Below are 20,967 nucleotides of genomic sequence, written 5' to 3' on the forward strand. Positions count from 1 at the left end.
AATTGTTAAAATTGCGGATCAGGAATCTTCTGATAATCCATACACTCAGGTGGTGCGAAAATTAGTGGAGAGAGACCGTCTTTGTTGTACTTTAGATGTTTTTTCATTACTGGAAATATATTTACAGGAACAATCGTTAAGCATTGAATATTTGCATTTTAGCCCGATAGATAAAGGCCATTTAGCAAAAATTTATCAATTTGGTAGCTAAGCTACCAATCCATATCTGAATTTTATTGCACAATAAGTAAAGTCACCACAGCAGGACGCAAACTCACAGGTCAACAATCTGACTGTGAGTTAATTAATTTTAAATTATATTTCTGAAATAAAAATAGAGACTAACGGGAAAAAGGAATGAGGCCACTCCTTTTTGTGCAAAAAAGCCGGTAAGTTGAATTGATTTCTAATTTAGAGAATTAGAAACTTTGAGTTAATCACAGGGTTACATCCACCTGCTTAAGTAAGAATTGAATGCGTCTTTATACTGTTCCCCCACGGTAATACTCAGTGAGCCTATGTTCAGACTATTCTTGGTGACAGAGTTTACCTTTTCAAGAGAGACGATATAAGAGCGGTGAACACGCATAAATATTTTAGGAGAGAGCTTTTGTTCCAGCACCTTAAGACTGGTCAAAGTCAATATCGCCTTATCTGCGTTTTCCAGATAAACTTTTACATAATCTTTGAGCCCTTCAATGTACAGAATGTCTTTGATAGCCACTCTGACCAAATGATATTCAACCTTTAAAAAGATATATTCTTCTTCCTGTTCTGATGCTATAAGTGACTGCTGACCAGGCTTGACCAACTCCGCATAAGCTCTTCCTTTATTAGCAGCAATCAGGAACTCTTCATAATTAAATGGCTTCAACAAGTAATCAAGCGCATCAACTTTATAGCCTTCGAGTGCAAAGTTGTTAAAAGCTGTCGTGAATATTACCCTGGGGCCATTACTGCCAGGCTGCCTGTCCAGAATCCTGGCCAGTTGAATCCCGGTCAGATCCGGCATTTGTATATCCAGAAAGATCAGATCTATTTCCTGTTCATGAATCATAGTCAGTGCGGTTACTCCACTGGAGAAACTGCCTGCGAGACGTAAAAAAGGAGTTTGTTCAATAAAACTACAAACCAACCCAAGGGCTAAGGGCTCATCGTCTACCGCTATACAGTTCAGTATCATCAAGTATCAAGGTTAAGTGAACAATAAATTCATTGGTATCTTCAGTCTTACCCGCCGAAAAAGTATGTTTTCCCGGATATAGTAAATCAAGGCGTCTTTTAGTATTGGTGAGGCCTATACCACCATAATTATCTGCAATCTCCGCATTTTCATTAAAAACAGAGTTCTTTACTTTCATTTCAAGAGTACTTTCTTCCATACTCAGTTCAATAGAAATCACCGAAGATGAGGTTGAACTTACCCCATGCTTGAAAGCATTTTCAATATAAGGCAGAAATAACATAGGTGCAATTTGTATATCATTATTAATCAGCGGGCCTTCAAAAGTCACTTTAGTCGTATCATTGAGACGAAGCTTCATGAGCTCAATATAATCGACAATGAACGAGACTTCTTTGCTGAGTGGAGTGCTGCCTGCCTGAGTATCATACAAGAGATAACGCATCATCCTTGATAATTTATGCAGGGCATTACGTGATTTCTCTACATCCACATGTGTTAATGCGTAGATATTATTCAGGGTATTAAAGAAGAAGTGAGGATTTATCTGTGCTTTTAAAAAGGACAATTCTGATCCTATCCGGTCTTTTTCAAGTGCTTCCTGTAATTGTTTGTTCGCCTGCCATTTCTGTATCAGGGTTACACTGGTACTGATCCCAATCACTAAGAAAGTCATCATGATCAGAAAAATATCCATCTTGTTCCCAGATTTCGGAAGCTTGGGAATACCAATTTTCATAAATGCCTGATTAATCAGAAATGGCAAATTCAGTGCGTCATCCAGAGATTTCACAAGGAAACTACTCAGCGCTGCCGCCATAACTATAATGAGCAAAAAGACAAAAGACTTATTTTTCATCAATAATTGCGGAACAAAGATATAGCTGTTGACATAAAAGATAATAATGAGCAGCAACAGTTCAAAGCTTTGCTTAATCCAGAATTGAGGAGGTACTGTAATACTCCATGTTAATGGCATATAAAAAAGCAGGATAAAGGCAAATAGCATCCATAGTAAAATATGGAGAAGAACTGTAATATAGGAACGGCTTTTTACTGCATTCATCTATTCAAAAATTTAATTATATTTATTAGGGCAAGGTAATCAACGTATTGTAATAGGTGCAAATCTTTCCATCGTCCACTTTTCGTTCTTTGTCGGTATGTTTTAACCAACAGTCGATTATACTTTTTTCGCTTTGTTAATTAACGTTAATTAGAGCTGTTAAACCGGATTTTTAATCTCATCATATGTCACAATTAACCATTAAGAGCCTGCTCTTTTTGTTTCTTGGCTTTTCCTGCATTAAAGGGTTCGGCCAGGACACGACAACCAAAGATATTCCAGTGATATGGGATCTGGCTACCTGTCTTGACTATGCAAAGCAAAACAATATTCAACTCAAGACATTAAGACTAACTACAGAGAGCGCCAAGCAGGACGAACTACAGTCGAAATCTGCGCTTTTACCCAACCTGTCCGGGTCAGCATCTCAATCTTTTAACCATTATAACCTGAATACGAATGGCTCAACCAGTGCCATTAATTATGCCGGTGCTTATGGGCTGGCCTCTTCCTGGACATTATATAAAGGAGGCTACCTGAAAACTGATATTAAACAAAAAGATTTAGCTGTCCAGTCCGCAAATTTCACTGTCCTTTCTACCGAGAATGATATTACTTTAGCTATTACGCAAGCCTATTTAAGTATTCTGCTTGATAAGGAAAGTATTGTGTATAATCAGGATCTGGTCAAAACATCTACTGCACAGCTTGGTCAGACACAGCATCTTTTTGATGTAGGTACTGCCGCAAAAAAAGACGTAGCGCAATTCCAGGCACAGCTTGCCGGTGACCATTATAATCTGATCACGGCACAAAATGCAGAGCGTCAGGATAAGATAACTTTAAAACAGTTATTACAACTACCTGCAACACATGATTTTGATATTATAAAACCTGACACTGTAATTTCTGATCAACCCCTCCCGGATTTACAAACGGTGCAGACCTATGCACTACAAAACCGTCCTGAAATCAAAAATGCAGAAATTGGGGTACGCAGCGCAGCGCTTGATGTGGATAAAGCAAAATCAGGTTACTTGCCAACTTTAACTCTGGGAGCTGGAATCGGAACAAGCTATGCAAATGATCCGACCTATAATGCTTTCAAACAATTTGATAATAACTTCTATCAGCAGGGTGGATTGACGCTCTCTGTTCCAATTTTCACGAACAGGATCAACAAGACCAATGTGGCCAAAGCAAAAATACAGGCTATCCAATCTGATCTGGCATTGGAAAATACCAAAACGACCCTGGCGCTCACTACCGAGAAAGCTTATATCACTGCGCAGAACTCTCAAAGCCAATTAGCTTCAGCGATTGAACAATTAAAGTATAACACGGAAGTTTACCGGATAGCCACACAGGAATTGAAGATTGGCGTATTTAATATTGTCTCTTTTTATCAGCAGCGAAATTTATACGTACAGGCTATGCAATCGTATATACAAGCAAAATATAATGCTGCACTTGCTGCAAGAATTTACGCCTTTTACCTGGGAACACCCATTAAATTATAAATCATGAACTCTAAAAAAACTAGGTTAATTATAGTCTCAGTGATTGTTTTAGCTGGTCTGGTTTGGTACTTCTTTTTAAGGACCAAAGAGAAACCCGTTGTTTTAACAACAGAAACCATCAGTAAAGGTGCAATCTCCACGAGTGTAACGGCTACCGGAACGGTACAGCCGGTCGATACGGTTACTGTAGGTACGCAGGTATCAGGAACGGTATCCGCTTTATATGCAGATTTCAACTCTACCGTAAAAAAAGGACAGCTTGTTGCACAGCTGGATAAAACACTGATCATGGCTACGGTCGATCAGGCTAAAGCGGGTGTAGCACAGGCTCAGAGTAATCAGAGTTATCAGGCAGCTAACTTTAACCGTCAAAAACAGTTGTTTGAAACCGGGTCTATCAGCAAGCAGGATTATGATATCGCTTTGAATACTTACCAGGTGGCCAAGGCAACGGTCAATAGTGCTCAGGCGCAGTTAAGAGCGGCAGAAAGAAATCTTTCGTTTACACAGATCTATTCTCCAATTGATGGTGTTGTGTTGGGCAGAAGTGTAAATATAGGGCAAACACTGGCCGCCAGCTTTAATACGCCCACAATTTTTACCATTGCGAAAGATATCACCAAAATGCAGGTACAGGCCAAAGTGGATGAGGCTGATATAGGTAATGTTGTTGTGGGGCTGAGAGCATCTTTTACTGTGGATGCTTTTATTGATGATACTTTCAATGGTACAGTGAAAGAGATTCGCTTGCAACCATCTATATCAGCGAACGTAGTAACCTATTCTACGCTTATTGATGCACCAAATGATGATAAAAAGCTAAAGCCGGGGATGACGGCGAATATTGTGATCTATACGAAGGAAGTTAAAGATGCGTCGTTAATTTCTGTACAGGCCATCAAGTTCAATCCGGATTCTTCCTTAAAGAAGCAGTACGAGTTGGTACCAGCTCCTGAAAAACGCCATGAGGGCAAAGAACATGGCAATAAGAAGATGAAACCAACCTCAGACAGTACTTCAAAATCTGAAACCGTGAAAGTACCGGATAGTTATGTCTGGGTTTTACAAGACAACAAACTGATTCAGAAAAAGATTAAAACTGGTTTGAATGACAATAACCATGTGCAGGTATTAAGTGGGTTAAATGACAATGAGGTTGTAGTGACCGGAACTGAATCTGTTGCCGCAGCAAATGCCGCAGCAGTTAAGAGTCCGTTTATGCCACAAAGACCGGGAGGAAGAAAACGATGAACAACAAAATTCTGGAAATCCTGAATGTAAAACGTGAGTTTACCATGGGTACTGAAATTGTCAGAGCATTGAAGGGAGTATCATTTGAGGTGAATGCGGGAGAATTTGTAACCATTATGGGAAGCAGCGGTTCAGGAAAAACGACGTTATTAAACATGCTTGGATGTCTGGATAAACCTACAGACGGGATTTATATGCTCGACAAGGTCAATGTAAAAGAGCTTTCCAGAGATGAACTGGCCAAACTAAGGAATACTAAAATTGGTTTCGTTTTTCAGGCTTATAATTTACTGCCACGGACTACGGCATTGGAAAATGTAGAATTACCATTGCTTTATAATCCTGCCATAGGGTCGAAAGAGAGAAAAGAGAGGGCTATTGCAGCTTTACAGGCGGTAAAACTGGATGGACGATTTGACCATACGCCAAATCAATTGTCTGGTGGCCAGCAGCAGCGTGTAGCTATTGCAAGGGCTTTGGTCAATGAACCGGTGATGATCCTTGCAGATGAGGCTACTGGTAACCTGGACACGCGCACATCTTATGAGATTATGGCGCTGATGCAGGACCTGAATCAGAATGGGAAAACAATTGTATTCGTTACGCACGAGCCTGATATTGCAGGTTTCAGCAGCAGAACGATCATGCTTAGAGACGGAAAAGTTCAAAAAGATTCAATGAATACGAACCATCGTTCTGCGAAAGACGCTTTAGCTGCGTTGCCCGCAGCGGATGATTATTAAAATATACGATTATGAAACTCATTAATCTGGTCAGACTTGCCCTCTTAGCCTTAGAGCGCAATAAATTACGTGCCTTGCTCACTATGCTTGGTATTATCATAGGCGTTGGTTCTGTAATCACCATGATGTCTATTGGGGAAGGTTCAAAAGAAAGTATTAATGCCTCGCTGTCTAGTATGGGTTCCAATATGATTACGATTACTCCCTATAGTAATGAACCCGGAGGAGCAAGATTAGGCGGAAGCAGCTTTAAAACTTTAACGTATAAGGATGTGGAGGCCATGAAGAAAAGTGCGCCTGATATTGCCACCATCTCCCCGCTGGCCTCTTCGAGCGGACAGGCAATTAATGGAGCTAATAACTGGCCGACAAATATACAAGGGGTTAGTCCGGAGTACCTGGATATCAGAAAACTGGTGATCAAAGATGGAATTGTCTTCTCCGCTCAGGACGTAAGAGCATCAGCCAAAGTTTGTCTATTGGGTAAAACAGTTGTCGACAACCTTTTTCCAAATGGGGAAGATCCTATAGGAAAGGTGATCCGGTTTGGAAAAATCCCTTTCCAGGTTATCGGTGTACTGGTCCCTAAAGGATACAGCAATTTCGGACAGGATCAGGATGACCTGATTATCGCGCCTTATACAACCATTCAAAAAAGAATAACTTCTTCTATTTATTTTGGTAGTATTTATGCGTCTGCAATTAATGAAGGTGCTTCTGATGCTGCTGTGAATGAAATCAATTCGATTTTAAGAGAATCCCACCGTTTAAGACAGAACCAGGATAACGATTTTCAGGTCCGGACACAGGCGGAGTTAATGACCATGATGAATTCTACGAGCAGTATGATGACCGCTTTATTGACTGCGGTAGCTAGTATTTCATTGGTAATTGGCGGAATCGGGATCATGAACATCATGTATGTTTCTGTAACCGAAAGAACACGTGAAATAGGGTTAAGAATGTCTATTGGGGCAAGGGGGATTGATATTCTGCTTCAGTTTTTGATTGAAGCAGTTATGATCAGTATTACAGGTGGTGTAATTGGGGTGGTGATCGGGGTATCTGCGGCATTGATTGTCCCAAAAATGCTGAACTGGCCGACTGTAATTTCTGAGTTCTCTATTGTGATTTCCTTTTTGGTCTGCGCTGTAACAGGGATCTTCTTTGGCTATTATCCTGCATTAAAGGCATCGCGCCTTGATCCTATTGAGGCTTTACGTTATGAATAATTAATAGTGGCAGAAGAAAGTTCAAGCCTACTTTCTTCTGTCTTTACCTGCTAAAAGTTCAGCCGTAAAACGCCGCCTTTAAGGCTATAAAATTCTTTATCGGGATAGGCTTCCAGCAATAACTCTCCTGCAATGATACTTCGGATTCCAGAGTGGCAGAACAAAATTATTTTCTTTCCTTCAAGGGGTGGAATTTGCTTTCTTAGTACGGATAATGGTAAACTGATATAGTCAAATCCGGATGCCACAGGAAGTTCGTCTGGTTCACGCACGTCAATAATAGTAAAACCCTCTTCCTGTTTCACTTTATTAAATTCTGCCGGACTCATTTCTTTAACTTCTCCGGTCTGTTGTTTAATCCCGCAAAACCATTGATAATCCATTTGAGCGAAAGCTTCCAGACTAACAGGTAAGGTGGTCTCTCCTGAATCAGCAGGTGATAGCTTAAGCTTATAAGTTTCGCCCGAATACAGGTTATAGATGATCATTTTATTGATCAGTGGCATTCCAACTCCTGAAATCAGTTTGATTGCCTCACTGGCCTGCATCGTTCCAATAATGCCGGGTAAAACACCCAGTACTCCTGCTTCCGAACAGTTTAAAACTTCCCCTGGCTGAGGGGCCGTCGGAAAAACATCTCTGTAATTCACTTTAACACCATCAATGCCTGCCACATTAAAGATAGCAACCTGTCCTTCGGATTCGGACAATGCACCGTATATTAAAGGTTTGTTTAATAATACACAGGCATCATTGATCATATACCGTGTCGGAAAGTTATCTGATCCATCAATCACAATATCAAATTCATTTAAAATTGATACTGCATTTTGATTCGTCAATTGTACCTGATAGGGGATAATTGTAATTTCAGGGTTGAATTTCTTTAATCTTTCTGCTGCACAGGATGCTTTTGAAAGTCCCACATCTGCAACAGTATATAGAATTTGTCTGTGCAGGTTACTCAGCTCCACTAAATCATGATCTACAATTCCTAAAGTGCCGATACCAGCCGCAGCAAGGTATTGTAAAACTGGACAACCCAGTCCACCTGCACCAATGACCAGTACTTTTGCTTTAAAGAGTTTCTGCTGACCAGCCGATCCAAAATCTTTAAGTAATATTTGCCGCTGATAGCGCGCTTCGCCTTTTATATTCATTTTAACCTTTCGAAAAAAAACAGGTATCCTGACGTAATCAAAAGTGGTAGAGCTTTTCTGAGGAATATTGGGTTGTAGTTACATGCGGTAGCGCAAGGATACAGATCTTCCTAAAGCCTGGGCAAGATCAGGTTCAATAGTAAATTCACTATCCTGCTGCATCCAAACCTGGTTAACATTTTTCAATAAAGTTATCGGCTGCCCGTTTAGAATTATTTTCAATTCGGTAGTTTCTTTATTTATTGCTGCACCATCTATAATTTCGTACACATAATCTGTGTCTCTATACGTTATACGCATTTTCAATCCCATATTCTTCTCCTCGACCCCAAAGATAAATTAAAACTCCTATAACGACGTGTTTTTGTTGCTATTGCTAAAGAATAATTGAAAATTCAGCTTATAATCTGTTCAGGCCACTTTTTCAGCAACTATTTTTTTCTGCCCGCTGTTCAAAAGACCCATTGTCTCAAGCGTGTAAATAAATTCGTTAAATTTGGACATCAAATTCTATACAACAACATTTGCAATATGACATATCAGGATAAACTACGCGAAATACGTAAACAAATGAAGGCCGATAATGTACAGGCCTATATCATCCCATCTGCTGATCCTCATATCAGTGAATACCTGCCAAAACATTATAAGTGTATTCCATTTACTTCAGGATTTACAGGTTCAGCGGGCACATTAGTGATTACACACGATTTTGCTGGTCTGTGGACTGATTTCAGATATTTCGAACAAGGTGCAGAACAATTAGCTGGCAGCGGTTTTGAACTGGTTAAACAAAAAGTTCAGCATGCTCCGGAATACATACAATGGTTAAATGAAAAATTGGATAAAGGTGCTATCGTAGCAACCAATGAGAAATTACTCTCTGTCTTATTAGGTGATCTGCTTACCCAGCAATTATCTACCAGGGATATTCAATTAGTCAGCAAAGATTATTTAAGCCCGATCTGGGAAAACCGCCCAATGTTACCTATTGATCCGGCATTTTTAATTGCGGATGAACATATCGGACAATCGGTAAGCAGCAAGCTGAATGAAGTAAGAGCCACATTGCTTAAGCATCAGGCAGATCATCACCTGGTTTCCTCACTGGATGACATTGCCTGGTTATTCAATATCAGAGGTAAGGATGTAAACTTTAATCCTGTGGTTTTAGCCTTCGCATTAATTAATCAGGATCATGCTACTTTATTCATTAATCCTGATAAATTAACAGAAGCTGAAAAGGTTATTTTACTGAAAAGCGGAGTTGAAGTTCTTCCTTATGAAGAAATTGAACGTGCGCTGACTCAGCTTCCTGCAAGCACCTCGATATTTATAGATCCTAAACGTAACTGCTATGCTTATGCAAAGCTGGTTCCTTCTTCAGTAAAAATTATTAAGGAAACGAATCCTTCTACCAGCCTGAAAGCAGTTAAGAACGAAACAGAAATTGCAAATACCCGCGAAGCAATGCTTAAAGATGGTGTTGCGCTTACCAGGTTTTTAAAATGGGTAGAAGAAACTATTGGAAAAACCAGGATTACAGAACTTTCTGCGGCTGCACAATTACGTGAATACAGAGCGGCGCAAGATGGATTTATTGGAGATAGCTTTACCACTATAAGTGCCTTCAGGGCACATGGTGCATTACCGCATTATTCACCTTCGGCAGAAAGCGATGCAGAGGTAATTCCTGAAAGCCTGTTCCTGGTCGATTCAGGAGGCCAGTATTTTTACGGTACAACGGATATTACCCGTACCATCCCAATGGGCATTACCACTGAGCAGGAAGAAACAGATTACACGCTTGTGCTTAAGGGTATGATTGATGGTTGTAAAGCAAAATTCCCTAAAGGAACGTGCGGTTATCAGATTGATGCCATCACCAGAAAACCATTATGGGATCATGCGATTAATTATGGTCATGGAACAGGTCATGGTGTAGGTTATTTCCTGAATGTGCATGAAGGCCCGCAAGTATTCAACCCAACCAATACTCCGGTAGCGATAGAACTGGGTATGATCACGTCTATCGAACCTGGGGTATATCGTCCGGGAAGACACGGTATCCGCATTGAAAACCTGGTACAGACCATTGCGGTTGAAGTGAATGAGTTTAATGAATTCTATGGTTTTGAAACCCTGACTATTGCTCCGATCAATACTACGATTGTGAAAAAGGAATTACTGGAACAATCACAGATCGACTGGTTAAACAGTTACCATGCAGAAGTTTTTGAAAAGCTGAGCCCGAGATTAACTCCCGAAGAAAGCAACTGGCTGAAAGAAGCCACGAAAGCTATATAAATAAAAAGCGCCGTTCCTGTTAAACAGAGAACGGCGCTTTCCTTTTTAAGGTGTTTTATCTTAAGCGAGCTGCCAGCTATAAGCTGCGCCAACTAAAGCCGCGTCTTCCCACATGATGCTCTGTTTTAAAGCTACATGCTGATCTTGAAGATGCTTTTTCACTTCCGGAATAAAATAATCCCATGTCTTCGCTATATTCCCGCCGATGACAATAACATCAGGCTTTTCTTCTGCAATGAAATCATTCAGGAAGCTGGCCAGGTTCTGACCGAATTCTTCAAATATCTGATCCTTGATTTGCTGTTCATCAGATTCAAGCAGAGATTCTACGTTTTTAATATCTTTTCCTGTTAACTCTTTATAACGTTTTGAAAACCATCTGGTAGAGATATACTCTTCCGCAATGCTATCCTTAAATGGAATAAATGCACGGTCTGAGTCTACAGTTTTACCCTGGCAATTACTTGCAGAACCTAATCCGGTTCCCAGTGTAATTCCCAATGCACGTTTCTCGCCTGCTATTGCTCCAGAGGCCAGTTCACCATGCAAAAACGATTCAGCATCATTTCTGAAAAGAATGTGACTGGTAGGGATATTTAATTTTTCAGCTAGTATTTCTAAAACATTTAACCCGTATAAAGAGTCATATTTTTTAGTTCCTTTCATCAGGGAGATACCTTTTTCGTAATCGAAAGGTCCGGGCATTGCAATACCAACATAGGTAGTTTCTTCCCCTCTTTTTTCAATCAGCGGCAATAAAGCATCAACCCATGATTTAATGATTACCTCAGCACCTTCCATAGAAGCTACACGTTCTCTGATCAGGGAACTCTTTATTACTTTCAAATCAGCAGCACCTACGTGTGCTGCTGTAATATGAGAGCCTCCAATATCTACCCCTATATAAGGCAGTTCAGGCAAATTATAATTCATGTTTCTGGTTAAGATTGTTTTAAATTTATTTGATCATTTTCAGCAAATAAGCTCCGTATCCACTTTTAACAAGCGGGGTCGCTATTTTGCGCAGTTGTTCAGCATCAATAAAGCCCATTCTGTAAGCTACTTCTTCAATACATCCGATTTTTAAACCCTGACGTTCTTCAATAACCTGTACAAATTGTCCCGCCTGCATTAAGGAAGCGAAAGTCCCTGTATCTAACCAGGCTGTTCCACGGCTCAGCACACCAACTTTTAAATTTCCCTGCTCAAGGTATACTTTATTTACATCGGTAATTTCATATTCACCACGTGGAGAAGGCTTGATATTTTTCGCAATTTCTACCACACTGTTATCATAAAAATATAGTCCCGGAACTGCATAATCAGATTTTGGTGCCTCAGGTTTTTCTTCAATGGATATTGCTTTTTTATCCGCATCAAATTCTACTACCCCATAACGTTCAGGGTCAGACACACGGTAAGCAAAAACAACTCCTCCTTCAGGGTCAGAGCTAGCCTGTAATAGCTTAGTCATACCATCACCATAAAAAATGTTGTCTCCTAAAACAAGTGCAACTTTATCTGTTCCAATAAAGTCAGCTCCAATTACGAAAGCCTGGGCAAGACCATTAGGTTCATGCTGAACAGCATAAGTAAATTTACAGCCTAAACTGCTGCCGTCTCCCAAAAGCTTTTCAAAATTAGGAAGGTCATGAGGGGTAGAAATAATCAGTATTTCTTTGATTCCAGCCAGCATTAATGTTGACAATGGATAATAAATCATTGGTTTATCGTAAACAGGCATCATTTGTTTACTCATGACCAGAGTTAAGGGATGCAACCTGGTGCCGCTCCCCCCTGCTAAAATTATTCCTTTCAAAATTTTATATTTTTATGATTATAGGTTTGAAGATACACTATTTTCTAATTCCTCATACCAATCAGCGCCATATTTTCTGATCAGCGGCCCCTTTAAAAAGGTATAGACTGGTACTTTAAGTTCCCTTCCGAATGCACAAGCATCAGAACAGATATGCCATCTGTCATAATTAAGCACATCAAATTCCGGGTATTGTGTAATCCGGATCGGATACAAGTGACAGGAGATTGGTTTTTGCCAGTCTACGATTCCCTGCTCGTGCGCTTTCTCAATCGCACATTTAGTAATTCCATTCTCGAAAGTAACATAAGCACATTCTTTGTTACCATCCACGCATGGGGTGGTCAGGTCACCATCTGCATCTACTACAGAGGTCCCGTACGCTTCAATGGCTGCGATCCCTTTTGGTGCAAGCATATGTTTTATCTTAGGATAAATCTCCGCAAGAATAGCTGTTTCAGCTACTTCTAAAGGCGCTCCTGCATCTCCCTCCACACAACAGATACCTTTACACTTATTCAGGTTACACACAAAATTTTCGCGTATAACGTCTTCGTGTATCAGGGTATTTTGTACTTCTATCATTTTCTTATTTTTCTTTAGCCAGCGGATACTTTAATCCGTCAGCCGATTTAATTTCCATAGTGACTGCACCCACGATAATCTCTACCTGAGCCTTTACAGGCACCCTGTTGCCATCATCAGTGATCCAGAGATACAAAGCGCTGTCTTTCCTAAAGATCCTGCCTGGCTCAATAGACGGGCTGAATTTCAGACAACGTATATTTCCTAATTTACTTTTTACAACTTCTTTTCCAACATACTTGATTTCCAGCTGATGAATGCCATCACCCAGAAAATAGTTCAATTTAAACTTCTCCCCAATTTTCAGTTTGGAAATGTCCAGACTTCGGGCAAAATAATAGGCAGAAACCAGGTCAAAGGTCTGATTGGTTGGTGCAGTAAAAGTTCCCTTATTAGAAACAACCTTTTTTGTTTCCTGTGTGAACCGCGCTTTATCCTTCCTGGTATAACTTGCTTCTTTAACGTCCTCCTGATAAAAATAAGGAGTCAGTTTGGTCTTGTCTATATAAGAATCATAATGATCCCTGATTTTATAAAAGATATCAAAGGTACCGGAAGTTTTTGCATCGACTACCAGCTTATAGGTCTCATTGTCCTCAAATTTGAGGTCTGAATTCATGACTTTAATCGTAGCCTCCGCGGCTGTGATAAAGCCATATTTCAATTTATAAGATAAAACCTCCCCTGCCTGAAAGATCGGTTCTTTCTTTAACGGTAACTCCTGAGCTTCAGCATCGGCGATGGTAATCAAAAAAACAAACAGCAAAAACAATTTCCTCATACCTGATCTAAACAAAAACTCCTCCAAAAAAACTAATCCTTTCGTTTAAAGATAGGCACTGTAGAACAAGGTTCACCATACATGATACTTTTTACCACCGGAGTTAACAAAGAAGTGATCTCCACATAGGCAGATACCGGAACATCAATGTCTGCACATCCCTTCACTACAACCCTGGCATCCTGGTATACAGAAAGATCAACTTTAGCTAAGGCTTTACTGAATAAAACAGCCTCCAGTGTATCTAAACCACCAAAAACGACCTCATTTGCAAAAGGTTTCAGCTTATTGGCCAGTAACATATAAGCCCAGGTGGGTACAATCGCATCTGCACTGCAAATAACGGCTACATTTTTCCCGGTATAAGATGCCCAGTCATGTGTTTTTATAAATTCTCTGAAATCTTTTTCTCTAAGCATCAGGCCATGGAACAGGTTCTCTTTGATATCATAGACTACCCTTTCCCCCTGATCATAGTAAAGCTCCAGATTGAAAGTAACCAAACCACTGGAAGCAACCTTATTGACTATATTTTCCTGAATATCCATTTTCGCTTAAAATAAAAAAACCGGAAGTGATATACTTCCGGTTTCAAAATTACGTAAAATAAGATTAATAGAATTTCACTCTATTGTCTTTTATGTCACTTTTATCTTGCAATGCCTGGAATGCTGCTCCTAATGACTTTTGAGCAATAACCTGACGCATAGTTTCTTTTTGTTTGTAAGTATTTCCAATTGGTGCAGGATTAGTAAATCCGTTTACTGTAAATACATATACACCGTGCTCACCATCAATTGGCTTAGATACTTTACCTGGCGCTGAACCAAATACACTACCAATCAGCTTATTTTCCTGCGCTGCACCCGGTACAATAGGGTTAGAGAAAACAATGTTAGAAACAGGAGTAACTGTTTTACCAACTTTCTGAGCTATCTGAGCCAGACTGCCAGCACCTTTAGCTGCATTGTTTAATTTTTCCGTTAACATCTTTGCTTTAACTGCATTGATCACCATTGGCTCAATATCCTTTTTAACTGCATCAAGAGGCAGAATACCTTTTGCTTTAATGTCTGTAACATGGGCTACAACGAAAGCATTATCCATTTGATAAACTTCTGTTAATACATCACCTTTTTTAGCTGCAAAAGCATCACGGATCAATTGACGGGGATTATCCAGTCCTGGCGCATAACCCTGGCTTCCTGTAATTCTATCTGCAACTGCTACTGTATAACCTAATTTCTTAGCTTCAGCACTAAAGTTATCACCTTTAGCTAAATTCAGGAAGTTAGATGCTTTTTTATAAGCCTGATCCTTAGTTTTGCTGCTTGGTGTAAGGTTTTTCTCAATGTAAGCCAGTTTAGCTACTTTAGAAGAACCAATTTGTTTTTCGATTTTAATTAAGTGTACTCCGAATTGTGAACGTACTACCTTCAGCTCACCAACCTGACCATTAAATGCTGCATTCTCAAATTCAGGAACCATTTGTCCTCTGGAGAAAGTACCCAGTTCACCACCTTTATCTTTCGATCCGTCTACACTGTAAGTCTTAGCCAGTTCAGCAAAACTTGCGCCTTTTTGAATCAGAGATTTCAAAGAGTCAGCCATTTTCTCTGCTTTATCCACACCACCTAATTTGGTTGCGTCTAAAAGAATATGACTTGCTTTAACTGAATCAGGAGAAAAACGGGTATCGATAACTTTAACCAGTTTGTAAGAGTTTCCGCTGAACACTGGTCCGTAGAAACTACCTGCTGGTAAAGCAAATACTGCTGAATCAATTTTAGGATCTAATTTACCCTTGTTGATATAAGCATATGGAACTTTTACATCAGAATTAACTGCTGCAAATAAAGAATCACTTTTAGAAGCTTTGAAATCCGAAGCTAATTTTTCAATCTGGCCTTTAACAGCAGCAGAGTCTTCTTTAGTTGGATTAACACTGAAAGAAACATATTCAAATGAACGGGTCTCTGTTGGGTTATCAAATCTCTTTTTATTGTTATTGTAATACTCTGAGTAATCAGATTCAGAAGGCTTAACTGAGGCATCAGGAATACTTGCATAATCCAGGCTTACGTAGTTAAAGTTAGCCAGTTTATTTCTGTTCTGATATTCATCGTTAGCTTCAATAGAAGTTACATAAACAGAGTTTTTAATTAAGTTAGCATATTTCTGCTGTAAAGCTTGTTTTTCAACTTCAGCTTCCAATAAATCCCATTGTTGTTTCAACTGAGGATTTGTAGCTTGTTGTTTCAATGAATTGATTACCGCAGCACGGTCAACCTGACCAGTTTGAGGATTACCAAAATATTGAACGATCAGCGGGCTGGGATTTTTACCCTGGTATAAATCGAACAATTCTTCGCTGGAGATACCTAAACCTAAACGGTGATATTCTTTAGCTAACAGTAAAGTAGCCAATTCACCATTCCATGCATTGTCAACAGCCATAGCTGTCATTTGAGGATTAGCACTACCACCGTACTGCTGTTTGAACTGTTGTAAATTCTGATCTACTTTAGGACCGAATTCATCGATGTTGATGTCCTCACCATCTACTGACCCAACAACTTTTTGAGATGCTGCCCAGAAAGGCTTTCCTACGTTAATTGCATCACCGACTAAAAATGCAACAATTGCAAAACCGATGGCGCCCACTAAGATAATGCCCATGCGATTCCGCAAAAATGTCATAAAACCCATAATATCTATTATTTATATTTCTAAAGAGGGCGCAAGATACAACTTTTGCCAAAAAAAGAAAACAATTTAATGTTTTTGAATATGAGCAAATTTAAATTTGATTCAATAAAGTTTTTACAGCAGATAAAATACACAAAAACCACACGGGCAAGCTCAGCCGGCCGGTGTGGTTTTTTATCCTTTTAACTAAAATACTATAGCGTTAAACCCACACGAACAAAGAAACGTCTTCCATTTCCGCCCATTTGAACTGCATCAAACGGCCCCGCAGGTTCATTGTTATAAGCAAATCCTTTTGCCCCTTTAATGTAGCCCAGATCAGGGTGTACGTTAAATATATTATCAGAACCCAGCGTAATCCGGGCAATCTTATTCAATTTACAAGAGAAATAAAGATCACTCACTACTTTTCCGTTGTAATTGTACAGATCCGGCAGCGGGCCAGACCCATTATCAGCTGGTACCGTAGGATAAATACTTGATCCATCACCATATCCATTGATCTCAACTTTTCCAAAGTAAGTAAAACGCAAACCCGCAGTAAAATCCTTATGCCCGTATTCCGGGTTTAAAGAGAATTTAGCTGATGGTGCGGAAGCCAGAATAAATTTCTTCTCTCTTGAACTCAGGAAAGTTTCCTGCAAAGTCTCCGTTTTTCCCAGAATAGGCGGATAATTGACCTTATCAATTGTCATATGCTGAAAGTTTCCCGTAAACAACATCCGGTAACGGTTATCCCCAATAGTTTTATTGTAATCCAGCACCACATCCAACCCGCGATTGGTCGTATTCACGGCATTGGCAAAGAATTGCGCCGAACCTACATGTAATGCTTTTAACGCATTGGTAAATGACGGATCAAGAGAAGTATCGTCCGCACTAAACTGACCTGATAACACTACACGGTCAGTTACCTTGATAATATATCCGTCTACAGTGATACTGAATTCAGGAACTGGCTTGAATGTAAATCCAAGGCCTGCATTTTTAGATTTCTCCTGTTTCAGATTAGGAATACCTGCTGCCTGCGTGATCGGACTATAATTAGGTGCGATCTTTACTTCAGAGATTATAGCGCCCTGAACATTCGTAAAGGTAGAACTATAGTTAATTTGTTGTAAAGATGGTGCACGGAAACCAGTTCCTACCGAACCACGGATATTGAAATTATCCGTCAATTTATAACGGGTAGCGAATTTAGTACTGAAGTTATAGCCAAAGTCATTGTAATGCTCTAACCTGTTCGCAAAATCAATTAACCATTTTTTAGTAATATCAACTTCAAAATCTACGAAACCACCAAATACTTTACGATTAGCATTGACAGCGTCTCCAGGCTGAAAACCTGGGAAACCTTGTGAACCTGCTGCTTTTACTCCGTTTGGATCATAATTTTTATAAGATGCCTCTTCTCCCGAAAAGATTTTATAGCGTTCGTAACGGTATTCTGCGCCAAAACCAAGGTTAAACCCGGATAACACTTTATCAAAGTGTTTACTGAAATTCAGGTTAGTTGTATTTTGTAAGAAAGCCGATCCACCATCATCAAAATGTGTTTTATCGGCTCCTAAAGATGCATTAAACGTTTTTTCACCATAAAAATGAAAATTATTACTTCCTGTATTATTACTCAGATCCCAATCCCAGGCATCCCCGAAACTCCCTTTCAGACCACCGGCAAATGATACATCCGTATTGTGTGTCTCAATTAACGGATTATAATAAGAATCCCCGTTAGGTGTATTAAAGATTATCCCGTCTACCGGAATTAATGCACCTGTGCTGGTTGTTGGAAAGCGATCTGGTCTGGCCAGGAAATTTCTTGAAAATGCATAGGCGTCTGATCCTTTATAGCTATATCCACCAAAACTGTAGAAAGTAGTTTTGGCACTTAATGGGATTTCATTGTTAAAAAAGATAGTCCCATTCTCAGACGAACCATCTCCGTTAGCACGTCTGGCTGTATTTACAGGCAATGCTTTAGGATCTGATGTGGTAGTATCATGTACCTGTCTGTAAGTTTTTCCACTTTTCGAGTAATCCGCAGTAATATTCAGGAAACCCTCTTTCCCTATTTTAAAGCCATAGTTCGCGTCTATATTAACTGCATTTCCATCAATTGATCCACCATGTGGATATTGATTAGCGACTACACTATTTTTACTATTAAATGTAGGGTCATAGTATCCGGAATAACCAGCATTGATATTAAACTGGTTGACTGTTTTCTTTAGAACAATATTGATTACCCCTGCTATCGCATCAGATCCATATTGTGCAGATGCACCATCTCTTAAAATCTCGACCCGCTCAATTGAAGCTGTTGGTATGGTACTCAGATCCACACCCGAGTTACCTCTTCCACGTGTTCCGAATACCGAAACAAAAGCAGTAGAGTGGCGGCGTTTGCCATTAATCAGAACTAAGGTCTGATCAGGGCCTAATCCCCTTAAAGTACCCAGTTCCACATGATCTGCTCCATCAGAACCGGATTGTTTATTATAATTAAATGAAGGTGCTGCATAGTTTAAAATATCGGTAAGCTCCATACGGCCAGTTGTTGCCGCAGATTTACTGACATTCACAATATCAACCGGAACAGCTGTTTCCAGTTTTACCCGTCCCGCAGAACGTGTACCAATCAATACGACTTCATTTAACTGGGCAGTATTACTCTCTAAAGTTATATCAATTTTTGTGTTGGTTCCTACAGTCGCTGTTACTGCTGTATAGCCGGTATAGCTGAAAATGAGCTGGTCTGCCGGTCCGGCCAGGATAGAAAATTGTCCGTTTTGGTTAGTGCTTGTACTTAAGGTAGTTCCCTTGACCCGGATAGATACACCCGGGATGATTTCTTTGTTGGCTCCGTCAATAACGGTTCCGGTGATGGCTTTTTTTTGTGCCATTACCATTCCTGTACATAGGAATAGCAGTGCAACAACAATTGATAATTGTTTTTTCATAGGTCTTGGTTGATAGGTTTTGATTGAGGTATTATTTTTATTACATTAATATACACTATTTTTCACCTACAACATTAAAAACCAATATTTTAAACTAAAAAAAGCCAGAAATTATTCTTAAAAAACGTTTTTTCTATAAAAACACAAATACCCCCGGGAATTTCCCGGGGGTATTTTGATTAATGCACATATAAAGGCATTAATTCACATTAAAAGCTTTTAGAATTTATCCCAAAACAATTTAGTTGTAGTCAAATCACCACCAATGGCAGCAGCAGCAGCGGTATAGTTAGTACCATTCAACTGTTGCTCATTCCCTGGATAAGTAAATCTTGTAGGAAAAGCAGATCTTGCACTCACAGGAGCTGTAACTTTAGGAAAATCAAGTCTTCTCATTTCAGTCCAGCCATTGAAAGGGCGGCTATATAAAGCAATCCATTTTTGTGTTCCGATTTTTTCTTTCCAGGTTCCTGTAGCTGTTGCATAAGCTACAGCTGGCTGAGCCAGATAAGTTGCAGCATCTGCTGCTGTGCCACCCCAATAAATAATTGATGCAGTTATTGCATTGTTATAATGGGTTTCAGCACTTCCAGATACAACATATCCTCTTTCAACCGCTTCAGCTCTATAGAATTCAGTTTCTACATAATCCATTAATAAACTTGGAGCATTAGCTGCGTAAACTTTTGGAGCAGGTAATGAGACTAATGAAATTGTATTGTTTGCACCAACTTGTCCACCTACATAAGTACCAGCAACTGTTTTAGCAAAAAACTGAGGTAAACGAGGATCGGCAAGTGCTGTAAGTTTATTCACTAAATCTTCAGCAGCAACATAATCACCACGGCCACCAGTTACAATATCAACAAACAATGGGTTCTGACTTGGTGCACCCGCTAAATATTGAAATGAGCTATTATCCGCAGCAGATGAGATCGCTCCGGCATCCGATGCCTCTACCGCTGCTTTTGCAGAAGCATTGTCCGCATCTGCAATGATCAATCCTTGTTGCATACGCAAGGTATTCGCATATTTTATCCATTTTGCAATAGACCCTGTATTCAGAATATCCTCTGAAGCTGTAAATCCAGGACTTGTTGTTTTTAATTGACTAATATCATTGTTTAACCGTTTTAACAGATCCAGCGAGATAGTTTTAGCATCGTCATATTTAGGAAACAAATTTGCCGGATTTAAAGCGTCAGTATAGGGTACATTCCCAAATGTATTCACCAGTGTACTAAAAGCAGTAACCTGCATAATATCCAGTATAGCTAATTTATTCGCTTTTTCACCTGGTGTAATTGTAGCATCAGCACTAATTAACGCAGCAGAATTACTTAAATTCTGAAGCACATCTCTGTACATCGTTCTGAACCAAATCTGAGGAATAGTCCTGGTTGTGAAATCATACCTTGCTTCATCCTGGTAAGTGGTCATCGCCCAATGACTAACCGTAAATCTAAATACGTTAACATTTACACTTGCGCTGGTCATCGCATCTGCATACGATTTAGTTGCAAAAGCAAATAAACTACCCGGAGGTACTGTTGCAGGCTTCTTAGTTTCTATATTTAAGTCTGTGATATCTTTTTTGCAGGCTGCTAGACTAAGCATTCCTATAAAAAATATAATTAGTTTTTTCATC

General features: G+C 39.6%; 17 protein-coding genes. 5 read left to right on the top strand and 12 right to left on the bottom strand.

Annotated elements, in window-relative coordinates; translation table 11 throughout:
* Window positions 1-445: 445 nt before the first annotated feature.
* Window positions 446-1,183, bottom strand: a complete 738-nt coding sequence (locus HDE70_RS18720) for a LytR/AlgR family response regulator transcription factor (protein ID WP_183868287.1) — start codon at window positions 1,181-1,183, stop codon at window positions 446-448.
* Entirely contained in the window at window positions 1,152-2,249 is a 1,098-nt protein-coding gene (locus HDE70_RS18725; RefSeq protein ID WP_183891533.1) for a sensor histidine kinase, read from the bottom strand. Before HDE70_RS18725 ends, HDE70_RS18720 begins: the two co-directional genes overlap by 32 nt.
* A 185-nt stretch (window positions 2,250-2,434) precedes the next feature.
* Here HDE70_RS18725 and HDE70_RS18730 point away from each other — a divergent pair, with 185 nt between their 5' ends.
* From HDE70_RS18730 to HDE70_RS18745, 4 genes are read left to right on the top strand one after another with little or no spacing between them, the layout of a single operon-like run.
* Entirely contained in the window at window positions 2,435-3,769 is a 1,335-nt protein-coding gene (locus HDE70_RS18730) for a TolC family protein (RefSeq protein WP_183891534.1), read from the top strand.
* Window positions 3,770-3,772: 3 nt separating this feature from the next.
* A complete protein-coding gene (locus HDE70_RS18735; RefSeq protein ID WP_183868290.1) occupies window positions 3,773-5,020 on the top strand; it encodes an efflux RND transporter periplasmic adaptor subunit in 1,248 nt (415 codons plus the stop codon).
* A complete protein-coding gene (locus tag HDE70_RS18740; protein ID WP_221270700.1) occupies window positions 5,017-5,763 on the top strand; it encodes an ABC transporter ATP-binding protein in 747 nt (248 codons plus the stop codon). The genes HDE70_RS18735 and HDE70_RS18740 overlap by 4 nt, the downstream gene beginning before the upstream one ends.
* An 11-nt stretch (window positions 5,764-5,774) precedes the next feature.
* Entirely contained in the window at window positions 5,775-6,995 is a 1,221-nt protein-coding gene (locus HDE70_RS18745; RefSeq protein WP_183868291.1) for an ABC transporter permease, read from the top strand.
* A 50-nt stretch (window positions 6,996-7,045) separates the two neighbouring features.
* On the opposite strand, the gene HDE70_RS18750 is transcribed toward HDE70_RS18745, so the two are convergent.
* Window positions 7,046-8,155 carry a HesA/MoeB/ThiF family protein gene (locus tag HDE70_RS18750; protein ID WP_183891535.1) on the bottom strand — a complete coding sequence of 370 codons (1,110 nt, stop codon included), beginning with the start codon at window positions 8,153-8,155 and terminating at the stop codon, window positions 7,046-7,048.
* A gap of 78 nt (window positions 8,156-8,233) precedes the next feature.
* Entirely contained in the window at window positions 8,234-8,455 is a 222-nt protein-coding gene (locus HDE70_RS18755) for a hypothetical protein (RefSeq protein WP_260161294.1), read from the bottom strand.
* Between the two features lie 231 nt (window positions 8,456-8,686).
* Here HDE70_RS18755 and HDE70_RS18760 point away from each other — a divergent pair, with 231 nt between their 5' ends.
* Entirely contained in the window at window positions 8,687-10,462 is a 1,776-nt protein-coding gene (locus tag HDE70_RS18760; protein ID WP_183891537.1) for an aminopeptidase P family protein, read from the top strand.
* Between the two features lie 60 nt (window positions 10,463-10,522).
* Here the strand turns inward: HDE70_RS18760 and HDE70_RS18765 are convergent, their stop codons facing one another.
* The 8 genes from HDE70_RS18765 to HDE70_RS18800 form a co-directional block, all read right to left on the bottom strand.
* Window positions 10,523-11,395: an ROK family protein gene (locus tag HDE70_RS18765; protein ID WP_183891538.1), complete on the bottom strand. Its 873-nt coding sequence runs from the start codon at window positions 11,393-11,395 to the stop codon at window positions 10,523-10,525.
* A gap of 25 nt (window positions 11,396-11,420) precedes the next feature.
* Entirely contained in the window at window positions 11,421-12,281 is an 861-nt protein-coding gene (gene rfbA / locus HDE70_RS18770) for a glucose-1-phosphate thymidylyltransferase RfbA (protein ID WP_183868296.1), read from the bottom strand.
* Between the two features lie 18 nt (window positions 12,282-12,299).
* A complete protein-coding gene (locus HDE70_RS18775; RefSeq protein WP_068405337.1) occupies window positions 12,300-12,866 on the bottom strand; it encodes a DUF3109 family protein in 567 nt (188 codons plus the stop codon).
* A gap of 4 nt (window positions 12,867-12,870) precedes the next feature.
* Window positions 12,871-13,647 carry a DUF3108 domain-containing protein gene (locus tag HDE70_RS18780; RefSeq protein ID WP_183868297.1) on the bottom strand — a complete coding sequence of 259 codons (777 nt, stop codon included), beginning with the start codon at window positions 13,645-13,647 and terminating at the stop codon, window positions 12,871-12,873.
* Window positions 13,648-13,679: 32 nt separating this feature from the next.
* The gene (locus tag HDE70_RS18785; protein ID WP_183868298.1) at window positions 13,680-14,195 is read right to left on the bottom strand and encodes a DUF2480 family protein; all 516 of its coding nucleotides are present in this window, start codon (window positions 14,193-14,195) and stop codon (window positions 13,680-13,682) included.
* Between the two features lie 64 nt (window positions 14,196-14,259).
* Window positions 14,260-16,356, bottom strand: coding sequence for a peptidylprolyl isomerase (locus tag HDE70_RS18790; RefSeq protein ID WP_183868299.1), 2,097 nt, complete (start codon window positions 16,354-16,356; stop codon window positions 14,260-14,262).
* Window positions 16,357-16,550: 194 nt separating this feature from the next.
* Window positions 16,551-19,319: a TonB-dependent receptor gene (locus tag HDE70_RS18795; protein WP_183868300.1), complete on the bottom strand. Its 2,769-nt coding sequence runs from the start codon at window positions 19,317-19,319 to the stop codon at window positions 16,551-16,553.
* 219 nt (window positions 19,320-19,538) lie between these two features.
* Complete coding sequence (locus HDE70_RS18800) at window positions 19,539-20,966, bottom strand: SusD/RagB family nutrient-binding outer membrane lipoprotein (RefSeq protein WP_183891539.1); 1,428 nt, start codon at window positions 20,964-20,966, stop codon at window positions 19,539-19,541.
* Window position 20,967 lies beyond the last annotated feature (1 nt).

Origin of the sequence: Pedobacter cryoconitis (assembly GCF_014200595.1) — a bacterium.
GTDB lineage: Bacteria > Bacteroidota > Bacteroidia > Sphingobacteriales > Sphingobacteriaceae > Pedobacter > Pedobacter cryoconitis_C.

Excerpts from the sequence above, each read along its gene's own strand:
- HDE70_RS18750 (WP_183891535.1), bottom strand. The coding sequence starts at position 8,155 with ATGAATATAAAAGGCGAAGCGCGCTATCAGCGGCAAATATTACTTAAA.
- HDE70_RS18740 (WP_221270700.1), top strand. The coding sequence starts at position 5,017 with ATGAACAACAAAATTCTGGAAATCCTGAATGTAAAACGTGAGTTTACC.
- HDE70_RS18775 (WP_068405337.1), bottom strand. The coding sequence starts at position 12,866 with ATGATAGAAGTACAAAATACCCTGATACACGAAGACGTTATACGCGAA.
- HDE70_RS18795 (WP_183868300.1), bottom strand. The coding sequence starts at position 19,319 with ATGAAAAAACAATTATCAATTGTTGTTGCACTGCTATTCCTATGTACA.
- HDE70_RS18780 (WP_183868297.1), bottom strand. The coding sequence starts at position 13,647 with ATGAGGAAATTGTTTTTGCTGTTTGTTTTTTTGATTACCATCGCCGAT.
- HDE70_RS18735 (WP_183868290.1), top strand. The coding sequence starts at position 3,773 with ATGAACTCTAAAAAAACTAGGTTAATTATAGTCTCAGTGATTGTTTTA.
- HDE70_RS18755 (WP_260161294.1), bottom strand. The coding sequence starts at position 8,455 with ATGCGTATAACGTATAGAGACACAGATTATGTGTACGAAATTATAGAT.
- HDE70_RS18790 (WP_183868299.1), bottom strand. The coding sequence starts at position 16,356 with ATGGGTTTTATGACATTTTTGCGGAATCGCATGGGCATTATCTTAGTG.
- HDE70_RS18765 (WP_183891538.1), bottom strand. The coding sequence starts at position 11,395 with ATGAATTATAATTTGCCTGAACTGCCTTATATAGGGGTAGATATTGGA.
- HDE70_RS18730 (WP_183891534.1), top strand. The coding sequence starts at position 2,435 with ATGTCACAATTAACCATTAAGAGCCTGCTCTTTTTGTTTCTTGGCTTT.
- HDE70_RS18720 (WP_183868287.1), bottom strand. The coding sequence starts at position 1,183 with ATGATACTGAACTGTATAGCGGTAGACGATGAGCCCTTAGCCCTTGGG.
- HDE70_RS18800 (WP_183891539.1), bottom strand. The coding sequence starts at position 20,966 with ATGAAAAAACTAATTATATTTTTTATAGGAATGCTTAGTCTAGCAGCC.
- HDE70_RS18725 (WP_183891533.1), bottom strand. The coding sequence starts at position 2,249 with ATGAATGCAGTAAAAAGCCGTTCCTATATTACAGTTCTTCTCCATATT.
- HDE70_RS18760 (WP_183891537.1), top strand. The coding sequence starts at position 8,687 with ATGACATATCAGGATAAACTACGCGAAATACGTAAACAAATGAAGGCC.
- HDE70_RS18745 (WP_183868291.1), top strand. The coding sequence starts at position 5,775 with ATGAAACTCATTAATCTGGTCAGACTTGCCCTCTTAGCCTTAGAGCGC.
- HDE70_RS18785 (WP_183868298.1), bottom strand. The coding sequence starts at position 14,195 with ATGGATATTCAGGAAAATATAGTCAATAAGGTTGCTTCCAGTGGTTTG.